Consider the following 16,593-nt stretch of genomic DNA (forward strand, 5'->3'; position numbering starts at 1 on the left):
AATTATATATCTATACGTTTCCTCTCACTCAGCCTTGTTATAGATTTCATTTCTGTTTGAGGTTACTGATTTAACTTAATCTGAGCAAGCTCTATATGTAACAAAGTTTCTTCTACTTTCTGAGAACGTCCTTTGATCGGGCCTACTACACCTGCTTATTGTTACCATCATCCTCCCAGAAGCAGACTGGACAAATACCATATTCCCCTCGCTGTACTAATGTCTCATAATTACAGCAAGAACAAGGTAGAAATCTTTCTGCGTGACCTTCAACCACAATATGACTCCCCACTATTCCTGATATGAGTTTAGATATATACTCGTTAGCCATTACATAGAAACTGCCTTCTGCTCCTACAAGTATAATTCATTATATCGGAAGTCCATCACATAGTTTGTTAATACTGCAAAAAAGTTTCAACAATAAAAAAGACCCCCAGCCAAATGACTGAGAGTCTTGAAACGCCAAAATTAACGTTTTGAGAATTGAGGTGCACGACGAGCGCCTTTAAGACCGTATTTTTTACGTTCTTTCATACGTGGGTCACGAGTTAGTAAACCTGCTGATTTAAGTGCTGGACGGAAATCAGGGTCAACTGTTAGCAACGCACGAGCAATACCGTGGCGGATTGCGCCAGCTTGGCCAGTGAAACCACCGCCGTTTACGTTTACGTGAATATCGTAGCTACCTAGTGTTTCAGTTGCTACTAATGGTTGTTTAATTACTTCGCGTAGTGATGCGAATGGGACGTAGTTTTCAACGTCACGGTTGTTAATAACGATTTTGCCTTCGCCTGGTACTAAACGTACGCGGGCAATTGAGCTTTTACGACGGCCTGTGCCGATATATTGAACTTGTGCCAAGGTTGTATCCTCCTCTAATTATTATCCGCGAAGCTCGTAAGCTTCTGGTTTTTGTGCAGCGTGTGGGTGTTCAGAACCTGTGTATACGTGCAATTTGCCGAACATTTGACGACCTAAAGTGTTTTTAGGAAGCATGCCTTTAATTGCTAACTCAAGCATTTGAGTTGGGTATTTTTCTTTCATTTCACCAGCAGTACGTTGTTTCAAACCACCAGCAAATTGAGTGTGACGGTAGTAAATTTTGTCTCTTAATTTGTTACCAGTTAATTCGATTTTGTCTGCATTGATGATGATCACGTGATCACCTGTATCAACGTTTGGTGTATAGATTGCTTTATGTTTACCACGTAAAATAGCAGCTACTTCAGAAGCTAAACGACCAAGAGTTTGGCCTTCAGCGTCTACTACTAACCATTTACGTTCTACTTCGTGACCTTTAGCCATGAATGTTGTACGCATTTTAGTATCCTCCTACAATTCAAATGATTGTTCTATTGTCTGTTCCAATTGTTTTCTTTATCCTCAAAAGCTAAGATTCGGGGCTTATCTTGTGGGGTAATGAAAATACCATATGTCATCTTAACCCAAATAGAATTATAAGTCAAGCATTTCAAGAAAAACACCTGGTCATGTTGCTTTCGCTTTAATAGCTCACTTTTTCAAGGTACAAACCTTGTGCTGGCGCAGTTTTGCCGGCATTCCCTCTATTCATTGAAGCGATGATCTCAGGCAATTGTTCTGGATTTCTTTTTCCGGTCCCAACTTCCCATAAAGTACCTGCTATAATTCGTACCATATTGTACAAAAATCCATTCCCTTCAATCACCATGTGCAACTCATCCTGATGCCATTCAAATTCTAATAGAGTGACTGTACGCACTTTATCCTTTACACTCGTATTCGCTGCACAAAAGCAAGAAAAGTCATAGGTGCCAATAATGTGCTGAGCTGCTTCTATCATCTTTTTAATATCAGGCCTTACTCCATTAGTAGGCGTGACGTAAAATCGCCTAAAAGGGCTTTGTATGGCTTCACAGGACCATATGTAGCGATATCTCTTACTCACTACCTTATAGCGTGCATGAAAATCCTCAGGTACTTCTTCCATCTCTTTTATACGAACATCTGTCGGCAATTGGACATTTAGTGCTTTTCTATAACTATCAAGTGGAATATCCAATGATGTATCGAAGTGGATTACTTGCCCTGTCGCATGTACCTTGGCATCTGTTCTGCCGCTTGCCGTAACATTTACTTTGGTTCCTTTATGCATCTTTGTTAAGACTTTTTCTAGCTCTTCTTGTACTGTGCGCTGATTGGGCTGCACTTGATAACCAGAAAAGTTTGTACCGTCATAGGCAATGGTCGCTTTCAACCTTTTTTCCATCTGTCCATTCTCCTATATCTTTAACTGTATTTTCTCAAATAAATCAACACAGCACCCATTACAACAATTGATAGCACGGCAATTGTATCTCTAACGTGCCATTTCAATTGGCGGTAACGCGTTCTTCCCTCTCCGCCGCGATAACCGCGTACTTCCATAGCCGTAGCAAGGTCCTCAGCACGTTTAAAGGCACTGACGAACAATGGCACCAATAATGGGACAACAGCCTTTATACGCTCTTTAATTGGTCCTGATGTAAGGTCTGAACCTCTTGCTGTTTGTGCTTTCATAATCTTATCTGTCTCGTCCATTAAAGTAGGGATGAAGCGTAGAGAAATGGACATCATCAATGCCAATTCATGAATCGGCAACTTTAATTTTTTCAATGGGTTTAATAACACTTCCATACCATCCGTAATGGATATAGGTGAAGTCGTCAGTGTTAAAACCGTCGTAACAAAAACAAGTACTAAAAAACGGACGGAAATGAAGATCCCTTGGCGGAGGCCTTCTTCATAAATCGTAATAAACTTCCAATGATAAAGTATATCCCCTTCTTTGGTGAAGAAAATATGCAAGAAGAAAGTGAACGCCATTAAAATCAAAATGGGCTTTAAACCATTGATCAAAAAATAAAGCTTAATTCTAGACAACAGAATAATTAGTATTGTAAAGATGAGCAACGCAGCATACGTAGCTGTGTTATTCGCGATAAAAACAATAAAGATAAAGGCAAATACAAATATAAGCTTTGCTCGTGGATCCAACCTATGGACAAAAGAGTCACCCGGGATGAAACGGCCAAATATAAGCTTATCCATCATGATTGATTCCGCCTTTCTTGAAGCCATTCAGAAATCATTGATGCAAACTCTTCCTCTGTAAGGCATAATTTTGGAAATGAGAAGCCTGCCTTTTGTTCTAGCTGCTTCTGAAAGTGAATAATCTGCGGAACTTCGAGACGGTAATTTGACAGTGTTTCGATATCGCTAAAGATTTCTCTTGGCGTCCCTGTTAAAACGCATCGCCCTTCATGCATAATAGCAATTTGGTCCGCATAGCGAGCGGCATCTTCCATACTGTGTGTGACAAGAATAGTGGTTAAATTGCGTTTTTGGTGTAGTTGATAAAATAAGTCCATAATTTCTTTACGCCCTCTAGGGTCAAGCCCTGCCGTCGGTTCGTCCAAGACAATGACATCAGGCTCCATTGCTAACACGCCAGCAATTGCCACACGGCGCATTTGTCCGCCAGATAAATCAAATGGCGACTTTTCTAGCACTGCTTCTGGCAAACCAACCAACTTGACCAAGTCACGAGCATTTTCCATAGCTTCTTCTTCAGGGACACCAAAATTCATCGGCCCAAAGATAATATCCTTTAGCACCGTCTCCTCGAATAATTGATGTTCTGGAAACTGAAAAACAATCCCTACCTTTTGGCGAATCGGCCGCAAATCTTTTTCTTTTTTGCCTGCCGTAATTACTTTATCACCAATCTGTATAGAACCCTCCGTAGGCTTTAATAAAGCATTGAGATGTTGAAGGATTGTTGATTTACCAGAACCAGTATGTCCAATAATCGCTTGATAGCTACCAGAAGCTATGGCTAAATCCACATCAAATAAAGCCCTTTTTTCAAACGGTGTGCCAGGGGCATAGGCAAAGCTTAATTTTTGAAGTTTGATATCCATAAATCATTCACCAACTCTTCTTCTGTCATAGGTTCGCCGCTAAGGTTAACACCGTTTATTTGCAAAAGCTTACCCAGCTTTAAAGCAAAAGGCAAATCAAGACCCAATTTCACTAATTGATCACCCATTGCAAAAATCTCAGACGGCGTTCCTTCTGCAAATTTCTTTCCGCCATTCATAAATAATAAGCGGTCTGCCATCATGGCTTCTTCTAAATCGTGCGTAATAGACAAAACTGTTAACCCTGTTTTCTCGCGTAGTTCTCGTACAATAGATAGCACTTCTTGTCTTCCTTGAGGATCAAGCATAGACGTAGCTTCATCCAAAATAAGCATTCTAGGTTGCAACGCAAGAGCGCCCGCAATAGCTACACGCTGTTTTTGACCTCCAGATAGATGACTTGGTTCATGATTCAAAAAGCTATCCATATTCACCTGCTTTAGAGCTTCTCTAACACGCTTCACCATTTCATCATGTGGCACACCATTATTCTCTAATGCAAACGCAACATCATCTTGAACTGTTGCACCGACAAATTGGTTATCTGGATTTTGAAATACCATTCCAATTTGAGAGCGGCTATTCCACAAGTTATCCTCGTTTAGTGGTTCTCCAATTACTTCTACCGTTCCATTTTGAGGAAAAATTAATCCATTAATAAGACGGGCAATCGTAGACTTACCTGATCCATTGTGCCCTACAATGGCAATCCACTCGCCCTCTTGAACACTAAATGAGACATCTTCAATCGCATTCTTAATTGAACTGTCTTCAGGGGCATATGTAAACGTAACGTTGTTCAATGTTAGTATTGCTCGCATGTGTTTATACTCCTCTCGCTAAACTGTTCTTGGCTCTGCTCAACTCATTCTTAACTTACATTGTTTTATGTATGAATGCTAGTCAAACATTTTAAAGTGTAAAAAAATACGACTTTGTCCATTAAGGCAAAAGTCGATTCAGATATCCAGCTATTATAAATAAAAAAGCGCGCACCCCATTCAGAGAAATGCGCTTTGAGATCTCACGTAAAAAGGTTGCTCAGGCCTTTAACGGGAACGGGGTACGTAGAGCTAAACGAGACAGCATAAGGTGCTGCTCATCATAACACTCAGCTTTTAAATTTGTCGTATAAATCTTCTATTTGGAAAAAAGAGGGTGTAAGTCAGTTCAAAATATGATGAACAATTACACCCTCAATTAATCGTTATACTTAAACTAATTCAATTACAACGACTGGTGCACCATCACCGCGGCGTGGTCCAACTTTCATAATACGAGTATAACCGCCTTGACGGTCAGCGTAGCGAGGTGCTACATCATCAAACAATTTTTGAAGTGCAAAAACTGTTGATTCATTACCTTCAGCATCTGTTGAAGTAGCTACTTCACGACGGATGAATGCAGCAGCTTGACGGCGTGCGTGCAAATCACCGCGTTTACCTAAAGTAATCATTTTTTCAACTACTGATCGTAATTCTTTCGCACGAGTTTCTGTAGTTTCAATGCGTTCATTGATGATTAAGTCAGTTGCTAAATCACGCAGCATCGCTTTACGTTGAGAACTTGTACGTCCAAGTTTTCTGTAACCCATGGATATTTCCCTCCTTTATACACTTACTGATCTAAGTTATTTTATATACGCTTAGTCTTCTTCTCGTAATCCTAAACCAAGCTCTTCTAACTTGTATTTAACTTCTTCTAATGATTTACGTCCTAAGTTACGAACTTTCATCATATCGTCTTCAGACTTGTTAGCAAGTTCTAAGACAGTATTAATGCCAGCACGTTTTAGGCAGTTGTAAGAACGGACAGAAAGATCAAGTTCTTCAATCGTCATCTCTAAAACTTTTTCTTTTTGGTCTTCTTCTTTTTCAACCATGATTTCAGCAGTTTTTGCTTCATCCGTTAAACCAACGAAGATGTTTAAATGCTCGGTTAAAATCTTAGCTCCGAGCGAAATCGCCTCTTTTGGACCGATGCTGCCATCTGTCCACACATCAAGTGAAAGTTTGTCGTAATCAGATGATTGTCCAACACGAGTATTTTCAACTGTATAGTTGACGCGTGAAACTGGAGTGTAAATAGAGTCGATCGGGATCACGCCGATAGGAAGATCCTCACGTTTGTTTTGATCAGCTGAAGTATATCCACGTCCGCGTTGCGCATACATACGCATACGAAGATGGCCGTTAGTAGCAACCGTTGCAATGTATAGATCTGGGTTCAATACTTCTACATCACTGTCATGAGTAATATCAGCAGCAGTTACTGCTCCGTTACCTTTAAAATCAATTTCGATAACTTTTTCTTCATCGGAATAGATTTTCAAAGCTAGCTTTTTAATGTTCAAAATAATTGATGCAACATCTTCTACAACACCCTCAATAGTAGAGAATTCGTGAAGTACGCCGTCAATTTGGATTGAAGTTACAGCAGCTCCTGGTAAAGAAGACAGAAGGATACGACGTAGTGAATTACCCAAAGTAGTTCCATACCCACGTTCAAGTGGTTCTACAACAAATTTGCCGTATTTTAAATCATTGCTGATCTCAACGGTTTCAATCTTTGGTTTTTCAATTTCGATCATTCAATTTACCCTCCTTCAAAACATCGAATATATGGTATTATTTCCATCATAAAATCGAATGCTAACCAATCAAAATGATTATATTCTAATTGCGTATAAAAAGTGTACTCAATACGTTAGTGAGTTGCAACTATTATACACGACGACGTTTTGGTGGGCGGCAACCATTATGAGGAACTGGAGTTACGTCTTTAATTGCAGTCACATCTAAGCCAGCAGCTTGTAGTGCACGGATAGCAGCTTCACGACCAGCACCAGGACCTTTAACAGTTACTTCTAAAGTTTTTAAACCATGTTCGATAGACGTTTTAGCAGCAGTTTCAGCAGCCATTTGTGCAGCGAATGGTGTAGATTTACGTGAACCTCTAAATCCTAGTGCACCAGCTGAAGACCAAGAAACAGCATTACCTTGCATGTCAGTGATGGTTACAATTGTATTATTAAATGTAGAACGGATGTGTGCGATACCGGATTCGATATTCTTTTTCACACGACGTTTACGAGTTTGTTGTTTACGTGCCATGTTAAGAAGAAACCTCCTTTACCTATTATTTTTTCTTGTTAGCTACAGTTTTACGTGGACCTTTACGAGTACGAGCATTGTTTTTAGTATGTTGTCCTCGAACAGGCAAGCCACGACGATGACGGATACCTCGGTAAGAACCGATTTCCATTAATCGTTTAATGTTAAGAGAAGTTTCGCGACGTAAGTCACCTTCTACTTTGTATTTATCAATTTGTTCACGGATTTTGTTTAATTCGTCTTCAGTTAAATCGCGAACACGAGCATCTTCTGAAACACCAGCATCTGCAAGAACTTTCTTAGCAGTAGTGTTTCCGATACCAAAAATGTATGTTAATGAAATTACAACGCGTTTTTCGCGTGGAATATCAACACCAGCAATACGTGCCATGTATGATGTACACCTCCTTGGAATTATCCTTGTTTTTGTTTATGCTTAGGATTTTCGCAAATTACCATTACTTTACCGCGTCGGCGAATAACTTTACATTTTTCGCAGATCGGTTTCACAGATGGTCTCACTTTCATCTAACCTAACCTCCTTAGTGGTCCGGAGTGCAAAAGATTATTTAAAACGGTATGTGATACGACCGCGAGTTAAGTCATACGGAGATAGTTCAATTGTTACTTTATCTCCAGGCAGGATTCGAATAAAGTGCATACGAATTTTACCCGATACATGGGCAAGCACTGTATGACCATTTTCTAATTCTACCTTAAACATCGCGTTTGGCAAAGTTTCAACAACTGTGCCTTCGATTTCAATTACATCGTCTTTCGCCATCGACCCTGTCTCCCTTCTATATATATATGCAATTCAGATCTATGATCAAATTCTGCAGAATTTGTTGCAACAGTAGCCTGCTTGCTCAACATATGTTTAGACTATATGAGAGATGTTCGAAAGACGCTCATCAGGCTTCGCTTCTCGAACCAAGACTATGTGCCACAGGATGGCCCTGATACCCACACGTTCCCCGGCTACTTTAGATGAGATCCTGCATACCCGTTTACACAGATACTTTTCCACGAAACCCATTATACCACCCTAAATAAAGAATCCCAACTTATCTATTCTATTATTCATTGGCGTATAGACCGGGTACAATATGCTTTTGCAGCTCTCGAAAATATCATTCCGTCATGCTACCGCATACTCCCGCGGTTGCAGATATCTGCGCCCTCTGGCGGGTATTAGTTGCGGTTACCTTTTAAAAGAGCATCAACCTCAGCAAATACATCATTGATATCTTGCTGACCATTAATGTTAGTTAAAATATGTTTTTCTCGGTAAAAGTCAAGCAACGGTTGAGATTGCTTAATATTCACTTCAAGGCGGTTGTTAACCGTTTCCGGATTATCATCTGCCCGTTGGTAAAGCTCTCCACCGTCTTTATCACATATTCCCGCCTCTTTTGGAGGGTTGAAAATAAGATGATAAGAGGATCCACATACTTTACAGATACGGCGGCCAGTCAATCGTTTGACTAAATCATCTTGTTCAACTTCGATGTTAATCACGTGTTCAACCTTTTTGCCTAGGTCAGCTAAAATTTGATCTAAAGCTTCAGCTTGTGCTGTTGTACGCGGGAATCCATCAAGTAGAAATCCTTTGTCACAATCAGCTTCGCTTAAGCGTTCTCGAACAATGCCAATTGTCACTTCATCAGGAACTAATGCTCCTTGATCCATGAATGACTTTGCTTGCAACCCTAATTCTGTACCGTTTTGAATAGCGGCACGGAACATATCACCTGTAGAAATATGAGGGATACCGTATTTCTCAACAATTTTATCTGCTTGCGTACCTTTTCCGGCACCTGGCAAACCCATTAAAACAATATTCATACGGAGTCACCTCCATTATTAGTATGAAGGTTTTTAGGAACGTGGCCGTTCCAAAAAACCAACCTTATTTCATAAAACCTTTGTAGTGGCGTTTAACAAGTTGTGATTCTAATTGTTTCATCGTTTCAAGAGCAACACTTACTATAATTAGTAAACTAGTGCCACCAATTTGAGCAGATGAAGGTAGATTCGCAATATTGATAAACAAGATTGGTAGAACAGAAATCACAGATAAGAAAATCGCACCTACAAATGTTAAACGGTATAGAACAGCTGTTAGATAATCCTGCGTGCTTTTTCCTGGGCGAATGCCAGGGATATAGGCACCTTGTTTCTTAAGATTATCAGCAACCTTTTCAGGATTTACTTGAACAAACGCATAGAAATATGTGAAAGCGACAATTAGCGCTACATATATGATCATCCCAATAGGTTGAGAGTAATCAAACGTTTTTTCAATAAATCTTGTTACACTTGTATCTCCAAAGAAAGTAGCAATGGTTCTAGGCGTTACAAGGAATGCAACTGCAAAGATAATTGGAATAACTCCGGCAGAGTTAACTTTCAATGGTAAGTGTGATTGTTGAGCTCCACGTTGCGCCCCAGTACCTTTAGCATATTGAATAGGGATTTTACGATTCGCTTGTTGAACGTAAGTAACCCCGACAACAATTGCCAATGCAGCAAGAGCAATCAACACCAGCGTAATAATGTTGATGAACAATTGATCACCAGCATTTTCAAACTGTTGAGCATAAATTTGGTTCACTGTATTTGGTAATGCAGCAACGATCCCAGCGAAGATGATAATGGAAATACCATTTCCCACACCTTTTTCTGTAATCTGTTCGCCTAGCCATAATAAGAATGCAGTTCCAGCAGTTAACACGATTGCAATTGTAATGTAAGTCATTACTCCTTCTTCTCTAATCAATGAACCGCCGTACATACGGTTAAAACCGTAAGACATAGCGATTGATTGAATGAAAGCAAGGACAATTGCGAAATATCGTGTGAATTGAGAAATCTTCTTGCGTCCCACTTCACCTTGTTTTGACCACTCGGTAAACTTTTTCACTACATCCATTTGCAACAGTTGAACAATAATTGATGCTGTAATGTAAGGCATTATCCCCATAGCGAATATAGAGAAGTTCTTAAGAGCTCCACCGCCAAAAGTATTTAGGAAACCGACTAGGTTATACTGGTCAGTTTGCTGTAATACTGCAGCGTCGACATTCGGAACAGGAATAAATGAACCTATGCGGAATACTATCAACATCAAAAGGGTGAAAATGATTTTATTTCTAATATCTCTGACGCGCATAAAGTTAGAGATTGTTCGAAACATTAGATCACCTCAATGTTTCCGCCGACATTTTCAATTGCTTGTTGTGCAGATGCAGAGAATTTATGAGCTTTTACAGTAAGCTTTTTGTTAAGAGTTCCATTACCTAGAACTTTAATGCCAGCTTTCTCTTTGCTCACAACGCCAGTTTCAACAAGTAAAGCTGGTGTAACTTCTGTGCCTTCTTCAAAACGGTTTAACGCATCAAGATTTACGATTGCGTATTCTTTGCGGTTAATGTTAGTGAAACCACGTTTTGGTAAACGACGGAAGATCGGGTTTTGACCACCTTCAAATCCAGGGCGTACACCGCCGCCTGAACGTGAATTTTGACCTTTTTGACCTCTACCAGAAGTTTTACCGTTACCAGTCGCGATACCACGACCAACACGATTGCGTTCTTTACGTGATCCAATAGATGGTTCTAACTCATGAAGTTTCATTAGATGGCACCTCCTTGTTATAGAATTTAAAATTATTTTTCAGTAACTGTTACTAAGTGAGCGACTTTAGTGATCGCACCACGGATAGCAACGTTATCGTTATGTTCAACAGTTTGGTTCATTTTACGTAAACCAAGTGCTTCAATTGTTTTGCGTTGTGCAGGTTTAGTACCGATTAAACTTTTAGTGAGGGTAATTTCTAGTTTATTTGACATGTCATTTCCCTCCCTTAACCTAATAATTCTTCTACTGATTTACCGCGAAGTTTTGCAACTTCTTCAGCTTGTTTTAATTCAGATAAACCTTTAATAGTCGCACGCACCATATTGATTGGTGTGTTTGAACCTAAAGATTTTGAAAGAATATCAGTAATACCAGCAAGTTCAAGTACGGCACGTACCGGACCACCAGCGATAACTCCTGTACCAGGAGCAGCAGGTTTAATCATGATGTTACCTGCACCGAATTTACCCATCACTAAGTGAGGAGTAGTACCACCAACACGTGGAACTTCGATTAGGTTTTTCTTCGCATCTTCAACAGCTTTGCGAATAGCATCAGGTACTTCTTGAGCTTTACCTGTACCAAAACCAACATGGCCATTACGATCTCCAACAACAACTAATGCAGTGAAGCGGAAACGACGTCCACCTTTTACAACTTTAGCAACGCGGTTAATCGTAACTACGCGTTCTTCAAGTTCTAGATTGTTTGCGTCAAAATTAAGACCCATGAAAAGTGTACCTCCTTCTTATTAAAATTCTAACCCGTTTTCGCGTGCAGCTTCAGCTAAAGCTTTAACACGTCCATGATATAAGTAACCGCCACGGTCAAATACAACAGCTTTGATATCTTTCGCAGCAGCACGTTTAGCGATTGTTTCACCAATTTTCGCAGCAGCTTCCACGTTGCTTGCAGTGCCTTCGAACTCTTTATCCATAGTTGAAGCTGAAGCAAGTGTTACGCCTTGAGTATCGTCAATGATTTGTGCGTAAATGTGTTTATTAGAACGGTACACGTTTAAACGAGGACGTTGTGTAGTACCGGTAATTTTTGAACGTACACGAGCATGACGTTTTTTACGAACTTGATTTTTATCTTGTTTCGTAATCACAAAGGGTCACTCCTTTCTAATGCTTAGGCAGCATTATTTACCTGTTTTACCTTCTTTACGACGAACATATTCGCCTTCATAACGAATCCCTTTACCTTTGTAAGGTTCTGGTGGGCGTACGTCACGGATGTTTGAAGCAAGAGCTCCAACTTTCTCTTTAGAAATACCTTTTACGATTACTTTCGTATTAGAAGGTACTTCAACTTCGATACCATCTTCTGGTGTGAATTCAACTGGATGTGAGTAACCTACGTTAAGTACAAGTTTTTTACCTTGTAGTTGCGCACGGTAACCGACACCAACTAATTCTAAAGTTTTAGAGAAACCTTCAGAAACACCTGTAACCATGTTTGCAAGCAAAGCACGAGTTGTACCGTGGTTTGTGCGGTGTTCTTTAGATTCAGAAGGACGAGTTAAAGTAATCACGTTGCCTTCTTGTTCGATTTTAATATCTTTGTTAAAAGCACGAACTAATTCGCCTTTTGGGCCTTTAACAGTTGCTACGTTATCAGCATCAACTGATACAGTAACACCTGTAGGCACCTCGATTGGCTTTTTACCTATACGAGACATTTAATGTTGCACCTCCATTCATTTGTTGCTAATTACCAAACGTATGCTAGAACTTCGCCGCCAACTTTTTTAGCGCGAGCTTCTTTGTCTGTTAACAAACCTTGTGAAGTTGATACTAAAGCGATACCTAGACCGTTCAACACTTTAGGCACTTCATCAGTTTTAGCGTAAACACGTAAACCTGGTTTTGAAATACGTTTTAGACCAGTGATAACGCGTTCGTTATTTTGGCCGTATTTCAAGAAGATACGGATAATACCTTGTTTATCATCTTCAACATATTCAACGTCACGAACAAAACCTTCACGCTTAAGGATTTCAGCGATTTCTTTTTTGATATTAGAAGCCGGAAGCTCTAATTTTTCGTGACGGACCATGTTAGCATTACGGATGCGTGTAAGCATATCTGCAATTGGATCTGTCATAGTCATTACAATTTACCTCCTTCCCAAATTAGGGGATTACCAGCTGGCTTTTTTAACGCCAGGAATTTGTCCCTTGTATGCAAGTTCACGGAAACAAATACGGCAAAGTTTGAATTTGCGGTATACAGAGTGTGGACGGCCACAGCGTTCACAGCGAGTGTATTCTTGAACTTTATACTTCGCACCACGTTGTTGTTTAACGATCATTGATTTTTTAGCCACGTTCTCGCCTCCCTATATTATTTTTGGAATGGCATACCGAATTGAGTTAACAACTCGCGAGCTTCTTCATCAGAGTTCGCAGTAGTAACAATCACGATATCCATACCGCGTACTTTTGATACTTTATCATAGTCAATTTCAGGGAAGATTAATTGTTCTTTCACACCAAGAGTATAGTTACCGCGACCATCGAATGCTTTTTTAGAAACACCGCGGAAGTCACGTACACGTGGTAAAGAAATTGAAATTAATTTATCCAAGAAGTCATACATACGTTCACCACGTAGTGTAACTTTCGCACCGATTGGCATACCTTCACGAAGACGGAAGCCGGCGATAGATTTTTTAGCTTTAGTCACAACTGGTTTTTGACCAGTGATTAAAGTTAATTCTTCAACAGCAGAGTCAAGTACTTTAGAGTTTTGAACAGCGTCACCAACACCCATGTTGATTACGATTTTTTCAACTTTCGGTACTTGCATTGTTGAAGTGTATTCGAATTTGCTCATTAGAGCTGGAGAAACTTCGTTAACAAATTTTTCTTTTAGGCGGTTCATGTTTGTACCTCCCTTCTCTGTTTAAACTTATTTATCGATTACTGCACCTGATTTTTTTGCTATACGAACTTTTTTGCCATCTTCAACTTTATAACCTACGCGAGTCGGCTCGCCAGATTTAGGATCGATTAGCATTACGTTCGAAACGTGAATTGCTGCCTCTTGGCTGACAATTCCACCTTGTGGATTAAGTTGGTTAGGTTTTACGTGTTTTTTAACGATGTTAACACCTTCAACTAACACGCGATCTTTTTTAGGGAAAGCAGCAAGAATAACACCTGATTTACCTTTATCTTTACCTGTAATAACCATTACTTTGTCGCCTTTTTTAACATGCATTCTGTCGCACCTCCTTGATTGGCACTTTCATGTAATTAAAGAACTTCCGGAGCTAATGAAACAATTTTCATGAAGCTATTGTCACGTAATTCACGTGCAACAGGTCCGAAAATACGTGTACCGCGTGGTGATTTATCATCACGAATGATTACACATGCGTTTTCATCGAATTTGATGTAAGTACCGTCTTTACGACGAACGCCGCTTTTCGTACGAACGATAACAGCTTTAACAACTTCACCCTTCTTGACAACGCCACCTGGTGTTGCTTTCTTCACCGTACAAACAATAACATCTCCGATGTTAGCAGTTTTACGACCAGAACCACCAAGTACTTTAATAGCTAATACTTCTTTTGCACCTGAGTTGTCGGCAACTTTCAAACGACTTTCTTGTTGGATCACTTAGGTTACCTCCCTTCGGACTTGTCTTATTCCGAAATTTATTAGATAATAACCGCTTTTTCTACAACTTCAACTAAACGGAAACGTTTAGTAGCTGATAGCGGACGAGTTTCCATAATGCGTACGATATCTCCAACTTTAGCTGTGTTGTTTTCATCATGCGCTTTGAACTTTTTAGAGTATTTTACACGTTTGCCATAAAGCGTGTGCTTTTTGTATGTTTCAACTAAAACAGTAATAGTTTTATCCATTTTATCCGAAACGACGCGGCCTGTGTAAACTTTGCGTTGGTTACGCTCAGTCATGCTTGCAAACCTCCTCATTATCAGTTATTTGCACTGATTTCTCTTTCACGAATCACAGTTTTCATACGCGCAATCGCTTTACGTACTTCACGAATGCGAGCTGTGTTTTCTAATTGACCAGTCGCCAATTGGAAGCGAAGGTTGAAAAGCTCTTCTTTCAGTGATTTTACTTTTACTTCGATCTCTGCAGTTGTAAGTTCACGGATTTCATTAGCTTTCATTAGATTCACCACCAATTTCTTCACGTTTAACAAACTTGCATTTAACAGGTAACTTATGACTTGCTAAACGAAGTGCTTCACGAGCGATTTCTTCAGAAACCCCACCGATTTCAAACATAATTCTGCCGGGTTTTACTACTGCTACCCAACCTTCAGGAGCACCTTTCCCTGAACCCATACGTACTTCAAGAGGCTTTTTAGTGTATGGTTTGTGAGGGAATATTTTAATCCAAACTTTACCGCCACGTTTTGTATAACGAGTCATAGCAATACGAGCAGCTTCAATTTGACGGTTTGTAATCCAGCTAGCTTCTAGTGATTGTAAACCATATTCACCGAAAACAACTTCTGTACCACCTTTTGCTTGACCGCGCATTTTGCCACGGTGTACACGACGGTATTTAACGCGTTTTGGCAATAACATATTATTTGCCTCCTTCCTCAGAGTTCTTCTTAACTGGAAGGACTTCACCACGGTAGATCCATACTTTAACACCTAGTTTACCATAAGTAGTGTCAGCTTCTGCATGAGCATAATCAATGTCAGCGCGAAGTGTATGAAGTGGAACAGTACCTTCACTATAATGTTCTGCACGAGCGATATCAGCGCCACCTAGACGACCAGATACTTGAGTTTTGATACCTTGAGCACCTGAACGGATTGTACGTTGAATTGCTTGTTTTTGTGCACGACGGAATGATACACGGTTTTCTAATTGACGAGCGATATTTTCAGCTACAAGTTTAGCATCAAGATCAGCGCGTTTGATTTCAACGATGTTGATGTGTACGCGTTTGCCAGTCATTTCGTTAAGGTGTTTACGAAGTGCTTCCACTTCAGTACCGCCCTTACCGATAACCATACCTGGTTTCGCAGTGCTAATTGTAATGTTGATTTTGTTAGCAGCACGTTCGATTTCAACTTTAGAAACCGATGCTTCTTTTAAAGTTTTTTCGATATATTTACGAACTTTGATGTCTTCGTGTAGTAATGTAGCATAGTCTTTTTCAGCGTACCATCTAGATTCCCAATCACGAATGACACCAACACGTAATCCTATTGGATGTACTTTTTGACCCACGTATTATCCCTCCTTCTTCTCAGATACCACGATTGTGATGTGGCTTGTACGTTTGTTAATTGCACTTGCACGACCTTGTGCACGTGGACGGAAACGTTTCAATGTAGGACCTTCATCTACAAATACTTTAGAGATCACTAAATTGTTAACGTCTAAGTCATAATTATGTTCAGCGTTTGCAACTGCAGATTTTAACACTTTTTCTACTACCGGAGATGCTGCTTTTGGAGTATGGCGTAAAATTGCAACGGCTTCGCCAACTTGCTTGCCTCGGATTAAATCAACTACTAAGCGGACTTTACGAGGAGCAATTCGAACTGTGCGAGCAATAGCTTTAGCTTCTTGCATCAGGATTTACCTCCCCTCAAATTAGCGTACTGAAGTTTTCTTATCATCTGCACCGTGTCCTTTATAAGTACGAGTTGGTGCGAATTCGCCTAGCTTATGACCTACCATATCTTCAGTCACGTATACTGGCACGTGTTTACGTCCATCATATACAGCGATTGTAGAACCGATGAAGTTCGGGAAGATTGTAGAACGGCGAGACCAAGTTTTAATAACTTGTTTTTTTTCTGAATCTTGTTGAGCTTCCACTTTTTTCATTAAGTGTTCATCAACAAAAGGTCCTTTTTTCAAGCTACGACCCATTTTG

Annotated in this window: 31 protein-coding genes; all 31 read right to left on the reverse strand. The window is 40.0% G+C overall.

Translation table 11 applies throughout. The annotated features are described in order from the left end of the window. Positions 1-145: 145 nt before the first annotated feature. The 31 genes from RST01_RS16325 to rpsS all read right to left on the reverse strand — a co-directional run bounded on the left by RST01_RS16325 (position 146) and on the right by rpsS (position 16,589). The gene (locus RST01_RS16325; RefSeq protein WP_147197390.1) at positions 146-331 is read right to left on the reverse strand and encodes a CPCC family cysteine-rich protein; all 186 of its coding nucleotides are present in this window, start codon (positions 329-331) and stop codon (positions 146-148) included. Between the two features lie 140 nt (positions 332-471). Then, on the reverse strand, positions 472-864 hold the full coding sequence (rpsI, locus tag RST01_RS12875; RefSeq protein ID WP_066790857.1) for a 30S ribosomal protein S9: 393 nt from the start codon (positions 862-864) through the stop codon (positions 472-474). 21 nt (positions 865-885) lie between these two features. Next, a complete protein-coding gene (gene rplM / locus RST01_RS12880; RefSeq protein WP_066790859.1) occupies positions 886-1,323 on the reverse strand; it encodes a 50S ribosomal protein L13 in 438 nt (145 codons plus the stop codon). Positions 1,324-1,507: 184 nt separating this feature from the next. Further along, a complete protein-coding gene (truA, locus tag RST01_RS12885) occupies positions 1,508-2,251 on the reverse strand; it encodes a tRNA pseudouridine(38-40) synthase TruA (protein ID WP_147197392.1) in 744 nt (247 codons plus the stop codon). A 20-nt stretch (positions 2,252-2,271) separates the two neighbouring features. Continuing rightward, entirely contained in the window at positions 2,272-3,075 is an 804-nt protein-coding gene (locus RST01_RS12890) for an energy-coupling factor transporter transmembrane component T family protein (RefSeq protein ID WP_066790861.1), read from the reverse strand. After that, entirely contained in the window at positions 3,072-3,944 is an 873-nt protein-coding gene (locus RST01_RS12895; protein ID WP_147197394.1) for an energy-coupling factor ABC transporter ATP-binding protein, read from the reverse strand. Before RST01_RS12895 ends, RST01_RS12890 begins: the two co-directional genes overlap by 4 nt. Then, positions 3,920-4,765 carry an energy-coupling factor ABC transporter ATP-binding protein gene (locus RST01_RS12900; RefSeq protein ID WP_147197396.1) on the reverse strand — a complete coding sequence of 282 codons (846 nt, stop codon included), beginning with the start codon at positions 4,763-4,765 and terminating at the stop codon, positions 3,920-3,922. Before RST01_RS12900 ends, RST01_RS12895 begins: the two co-directional genes overlap by 25 nt. A gap of 392 nt (positions 4,766-5,157) precedes the next feature. Then, positions 5,158-5,538 (reverse strand): 50S ribosomal protein L17, encoded by a 381-nt coding sequence (gene rplQ, locus RST01_RS12905; RefSeq protein WP_066790864.1) that lies wholly within the window; start codon positions 5,536-5,538, stop codon positions 5,158-5,160. Positions 5,539-5,589: 51 nt separating this feature from the next. Beyond that, positions 5,590-6,534: a DNA-directed RNA polymerase subunit alpha gene (locus tag RST01_RS12910; RefSeq protein ID WP_066790865.1), complete on the reverse strand. Its 945-nt coding sequence runs from the start codon at positions 6,532-6,534 to the stop codon at positions 5,590-5,592. A 133-nt stretch (positions 6,535-6,667) separates the two neighbouring features. Then, positions 6,668-7,057, reverse strand: coding sequence for a 30S ribosomal protein S11 (rpsK, locus tag RST01_RS12915; protein ID WP_066790867.1), 390 nt, complete (start codon positions 7,055-7,057; stop codon positions 6,668-6,670). A gap of 25 nt (positions 7,058-7,082) precedes the next feature. Further along, on the reverse strand, positions 7,083-7,448 hold the full coding sequence (gene rpsM, locus RST01_RS12920) for a 30S ribosomal protein S13 (protein WP_066790872.1): 366 nt from the start codon (positions 7,446-7,448) through the stop codon (positions 7,083-7,085). Between the two features lie 23 nt (positions 7,449-7,471). Beyond that, complete coding sequence (rpmJ, locus tag RST01_RS12925) at positions 7,472-7,585, reverse strand: 50S ribosomal protein L36 (RefSeq protein ID WP_000868344.1); 114 nt, start codon at positions 7,583-7,585, stop codon at positions 7,472-7,474. Between the two features lie 37 nt (positions 7,586-7,622). After that, positions 7,623-7,841: a translation initiation factor IF-1 gene (infA, locus tag RST01_RS12930; RefSeq protein WP_038179110.1), complete on the reverse strand. Its 219-nt coding sequence runs from the start codon at positions 7,839-7,841 to the stop codon at positions 7,623-7,625. 410 nt (positions 7,842-8,251) lie between these two features. Next, positions 8,252-8,905 (reverse strand): adenylate kinase, encoded by a 654-nt coding sequence (locus RST01_RS12935; protein WP_147197398.1) that lies wholly within the window; start codon positions 8,903-8,905, stop codon positions 8,252-8,254. A gap of 64 nt (positions 8,906-8,969) precedes the next feature. Continuing rightward, on the reverse strand, positions 8,970-10,256 hold the full coding sequence (secY, locus tag RST01_RS12940; RefSeq protein ID WP_066790875.1) for a preprotein translocase subunit SecY: 1,287 nt from the start codon (positions 10,254-10,256) through the stop codon (positions 8,970-8,972). Further along, a complete protein-coding gene (rplO, locus tag RST01_RS12945) occupies positions 10,256-10,696 on the reverse strand; it encodes a 50S ribosomal protein L15 (RefSeq protein ID WP_066790877.1) in 441 nt (146 codons plus the stop codon). The genes secY and rplO overlap by 1 nt, the downstream gene beginning before the upstream one ends. A gap of 32 nt (positions 10,697-10,728) precedes the next feature. After that, positions 10,729-10,911, reverse strand: coding sequence for a 50S ribosomal protein L30 (gene rpmD, locus RST01_RS12950; protein WP_066790880.1), 183 nt, complete (start codon positions 10,909-10,911; stop codon positions 10,729-10,731). Between the two features lie 14 nt (positions 10,912-10,925). After that, positions 10,926-11,429: a 30S ribosomal protein S5 gene (rpsE, locus tag RST01_RS12955; RefSeq protein WP_066790882.1), complete on the reverse strand. Its 504-nt coding sequence runs from the start codon at positions 11,427-11,429 to the stop codon at positions 10,926-10,928. A gap of 21 nt (positions 11,430-11,450) precedes the next feature. After that, entirely contained in the window at positions 11,451-11,810 is a 360-nt protein-coding gene (gene rplR, locus RST01_RS12960) for a 50S ribosomal protein L18 (RefSeq protein ID WP_147197400.1), read from the reverse strand. Positions 11,811-11,843: 33 nt separating this feature from the next. After that, on the reverse strand, positions 11,844-12,383 hold the full coding sequence (rplF, locus tag RST01_RS12965) for a 50S ribosomal protein L6 (protein WP_147197402.1): 540 nt from the start codon (positions 12,381-12,383) through the stop codon (positions 11,844-11,846). A gap of 32 nt (positions 12,384-12,415) precedes the next feature. Then, positions 12,416-12,814, reverse strand: coding sequence for a 30S ribosomal protein S8 (rpsH, locus tag RST01_RS12970; RefSeq protein WP_066790894.1), 399 nt, complete (start codon positions 12,812-12,814; stop codon positions 12,416-12,418). A gap of 30 nt (positions 12,815-12,844) precedes the next feature. Continuing rightward, positions 12,845-13,030, reverse strand: coding sequence for a type Z 30S ribosomal protein S14 (locus tag RST01_RS12975; protein WP_147197404.1), 186 nt, complete (start codon positions 13,028-13,030; stop codon positions 12,845-12,847). A gap of 17 nt (positions 13,031-13,047) precedes the next feature. Further along, on the reverse strand, positions 13,048-13,587 hold the full coding sequence (gene rplE, locus RST01_RS12980; RefSeq protein ID WP_147197405.1) for a 50S ribosomal protein L5: 540 nt from the start codon (positions 13,585-13,587) through the stop codon (positions 13,048-13,050). A gap of 27 nt (positions 13,588-13,614) precedes the next feature. Continuing rightward, complete coding sequence (gene rplX / locus RST01_RS12985) at positions 13,615-13,926, reverse strand: 50S ribosomal protein L24 (protein WP_147197407.1); 312 nt, start codon at positions 13,924-13,926, stop codon at positions 13,615-13,617. A 35-nt stretch (positions 13,927-13,961) separates the two neighbouring features. Continuing rightward, complete coding sequence (gene rplN / locus RST01_RS12990; protein WP_147197408.1) at positions 13,962-14,330, reverse strand: 50S ribosomal protein L14; 369 nt, start codon at positions 14,328-14,330, stop codon at positions 13,962-13,964. A 41-nt stretch (positions 14,331-14,371) separates the two neighbouring features. Then, positions 14,372-14,635 (reverse strand): 30S ribosomal protein S17, encoded by a 264-nt coding sequence (gene rpsQ / locus RST01_RS12995; protein WP_066790906.1) that lies wholly within the window; start codon positions 14,633-14,635, stop codon positions 14,372-14,374. A 20-nt stretch (positions 14,636-14,655) separates the two neighbouring features. Next, on the reverse strand, positions 14,656-14,856 hold the full coding sequence (gene rpmC / locus RST01_RS13000; RefSeq protein WP_066790908.1) for a 50S ribosomal protein L29: 201 nt from the start codon (positions 14,854-14,856) through the stop codon (positions 14,656-14,658). Then, positions 14,846-15,280, reverse strand: a complete 435-nt coding sequence (gene rplP / locus RST01_RS13005; RefSeq protein ID WP_147197410.1) for a 50S ribosomal protein L16 — start codon at positions 15,278-15,280, stop codon at positions 14,846-14,848. Before rplP ends, rpmC begins: the two co-directional genes overlap by 11 nt. 1 nt (position 15,281) lies before the next feature. Continuing rightward, a complete protein-coding gene (gene rpsC, locus RST01_RS13010) occupies positions 15,282-15,938 on the reverse strand; it encodes a 30S ribosomal protein S3 (RefSeq protein ID WP_147197412.1) in 657 nt (218 codons plus the stop codon). 3 nt (positions 15,939-15,941) lie between these two features. After that, positions 15,942-16,286 (reverse strand): 50S ribosomal protein L22, encoded by a 345-nt coding sequence (gene rplV, locus RST01_RS13015; RefSeq protein WP_066790918.1) that lies wholly within the window; start codon positions 16,284-16,286, stop codon positions 15,942-15,944. A gap of 21 nt (positions 16,287-16,307) precedes the next feature. Next, positions 16,308-16,589, reverse strand: a complete 282-nt coding sequence (rpsS, locus tag RST01_RS13020; protein WP_066790923.1) for a 30S ribosomal protein S19 — start codon at positions 16,587-16,589, stop codon at positions 16,308-16,310. Positions 16,590-16,593: the final 4 nt, after the last annotated feature.

This window comes from Rummeliibacillus stabekisii (assembly GCF_007988965.1).
Taxonomy (GTDB): Bacteria; Bacillota; Bacilli; order Bacillales_A; family Planococcaceae; genus Rummeliibacillus; species Rummeliibacillus stabekisii.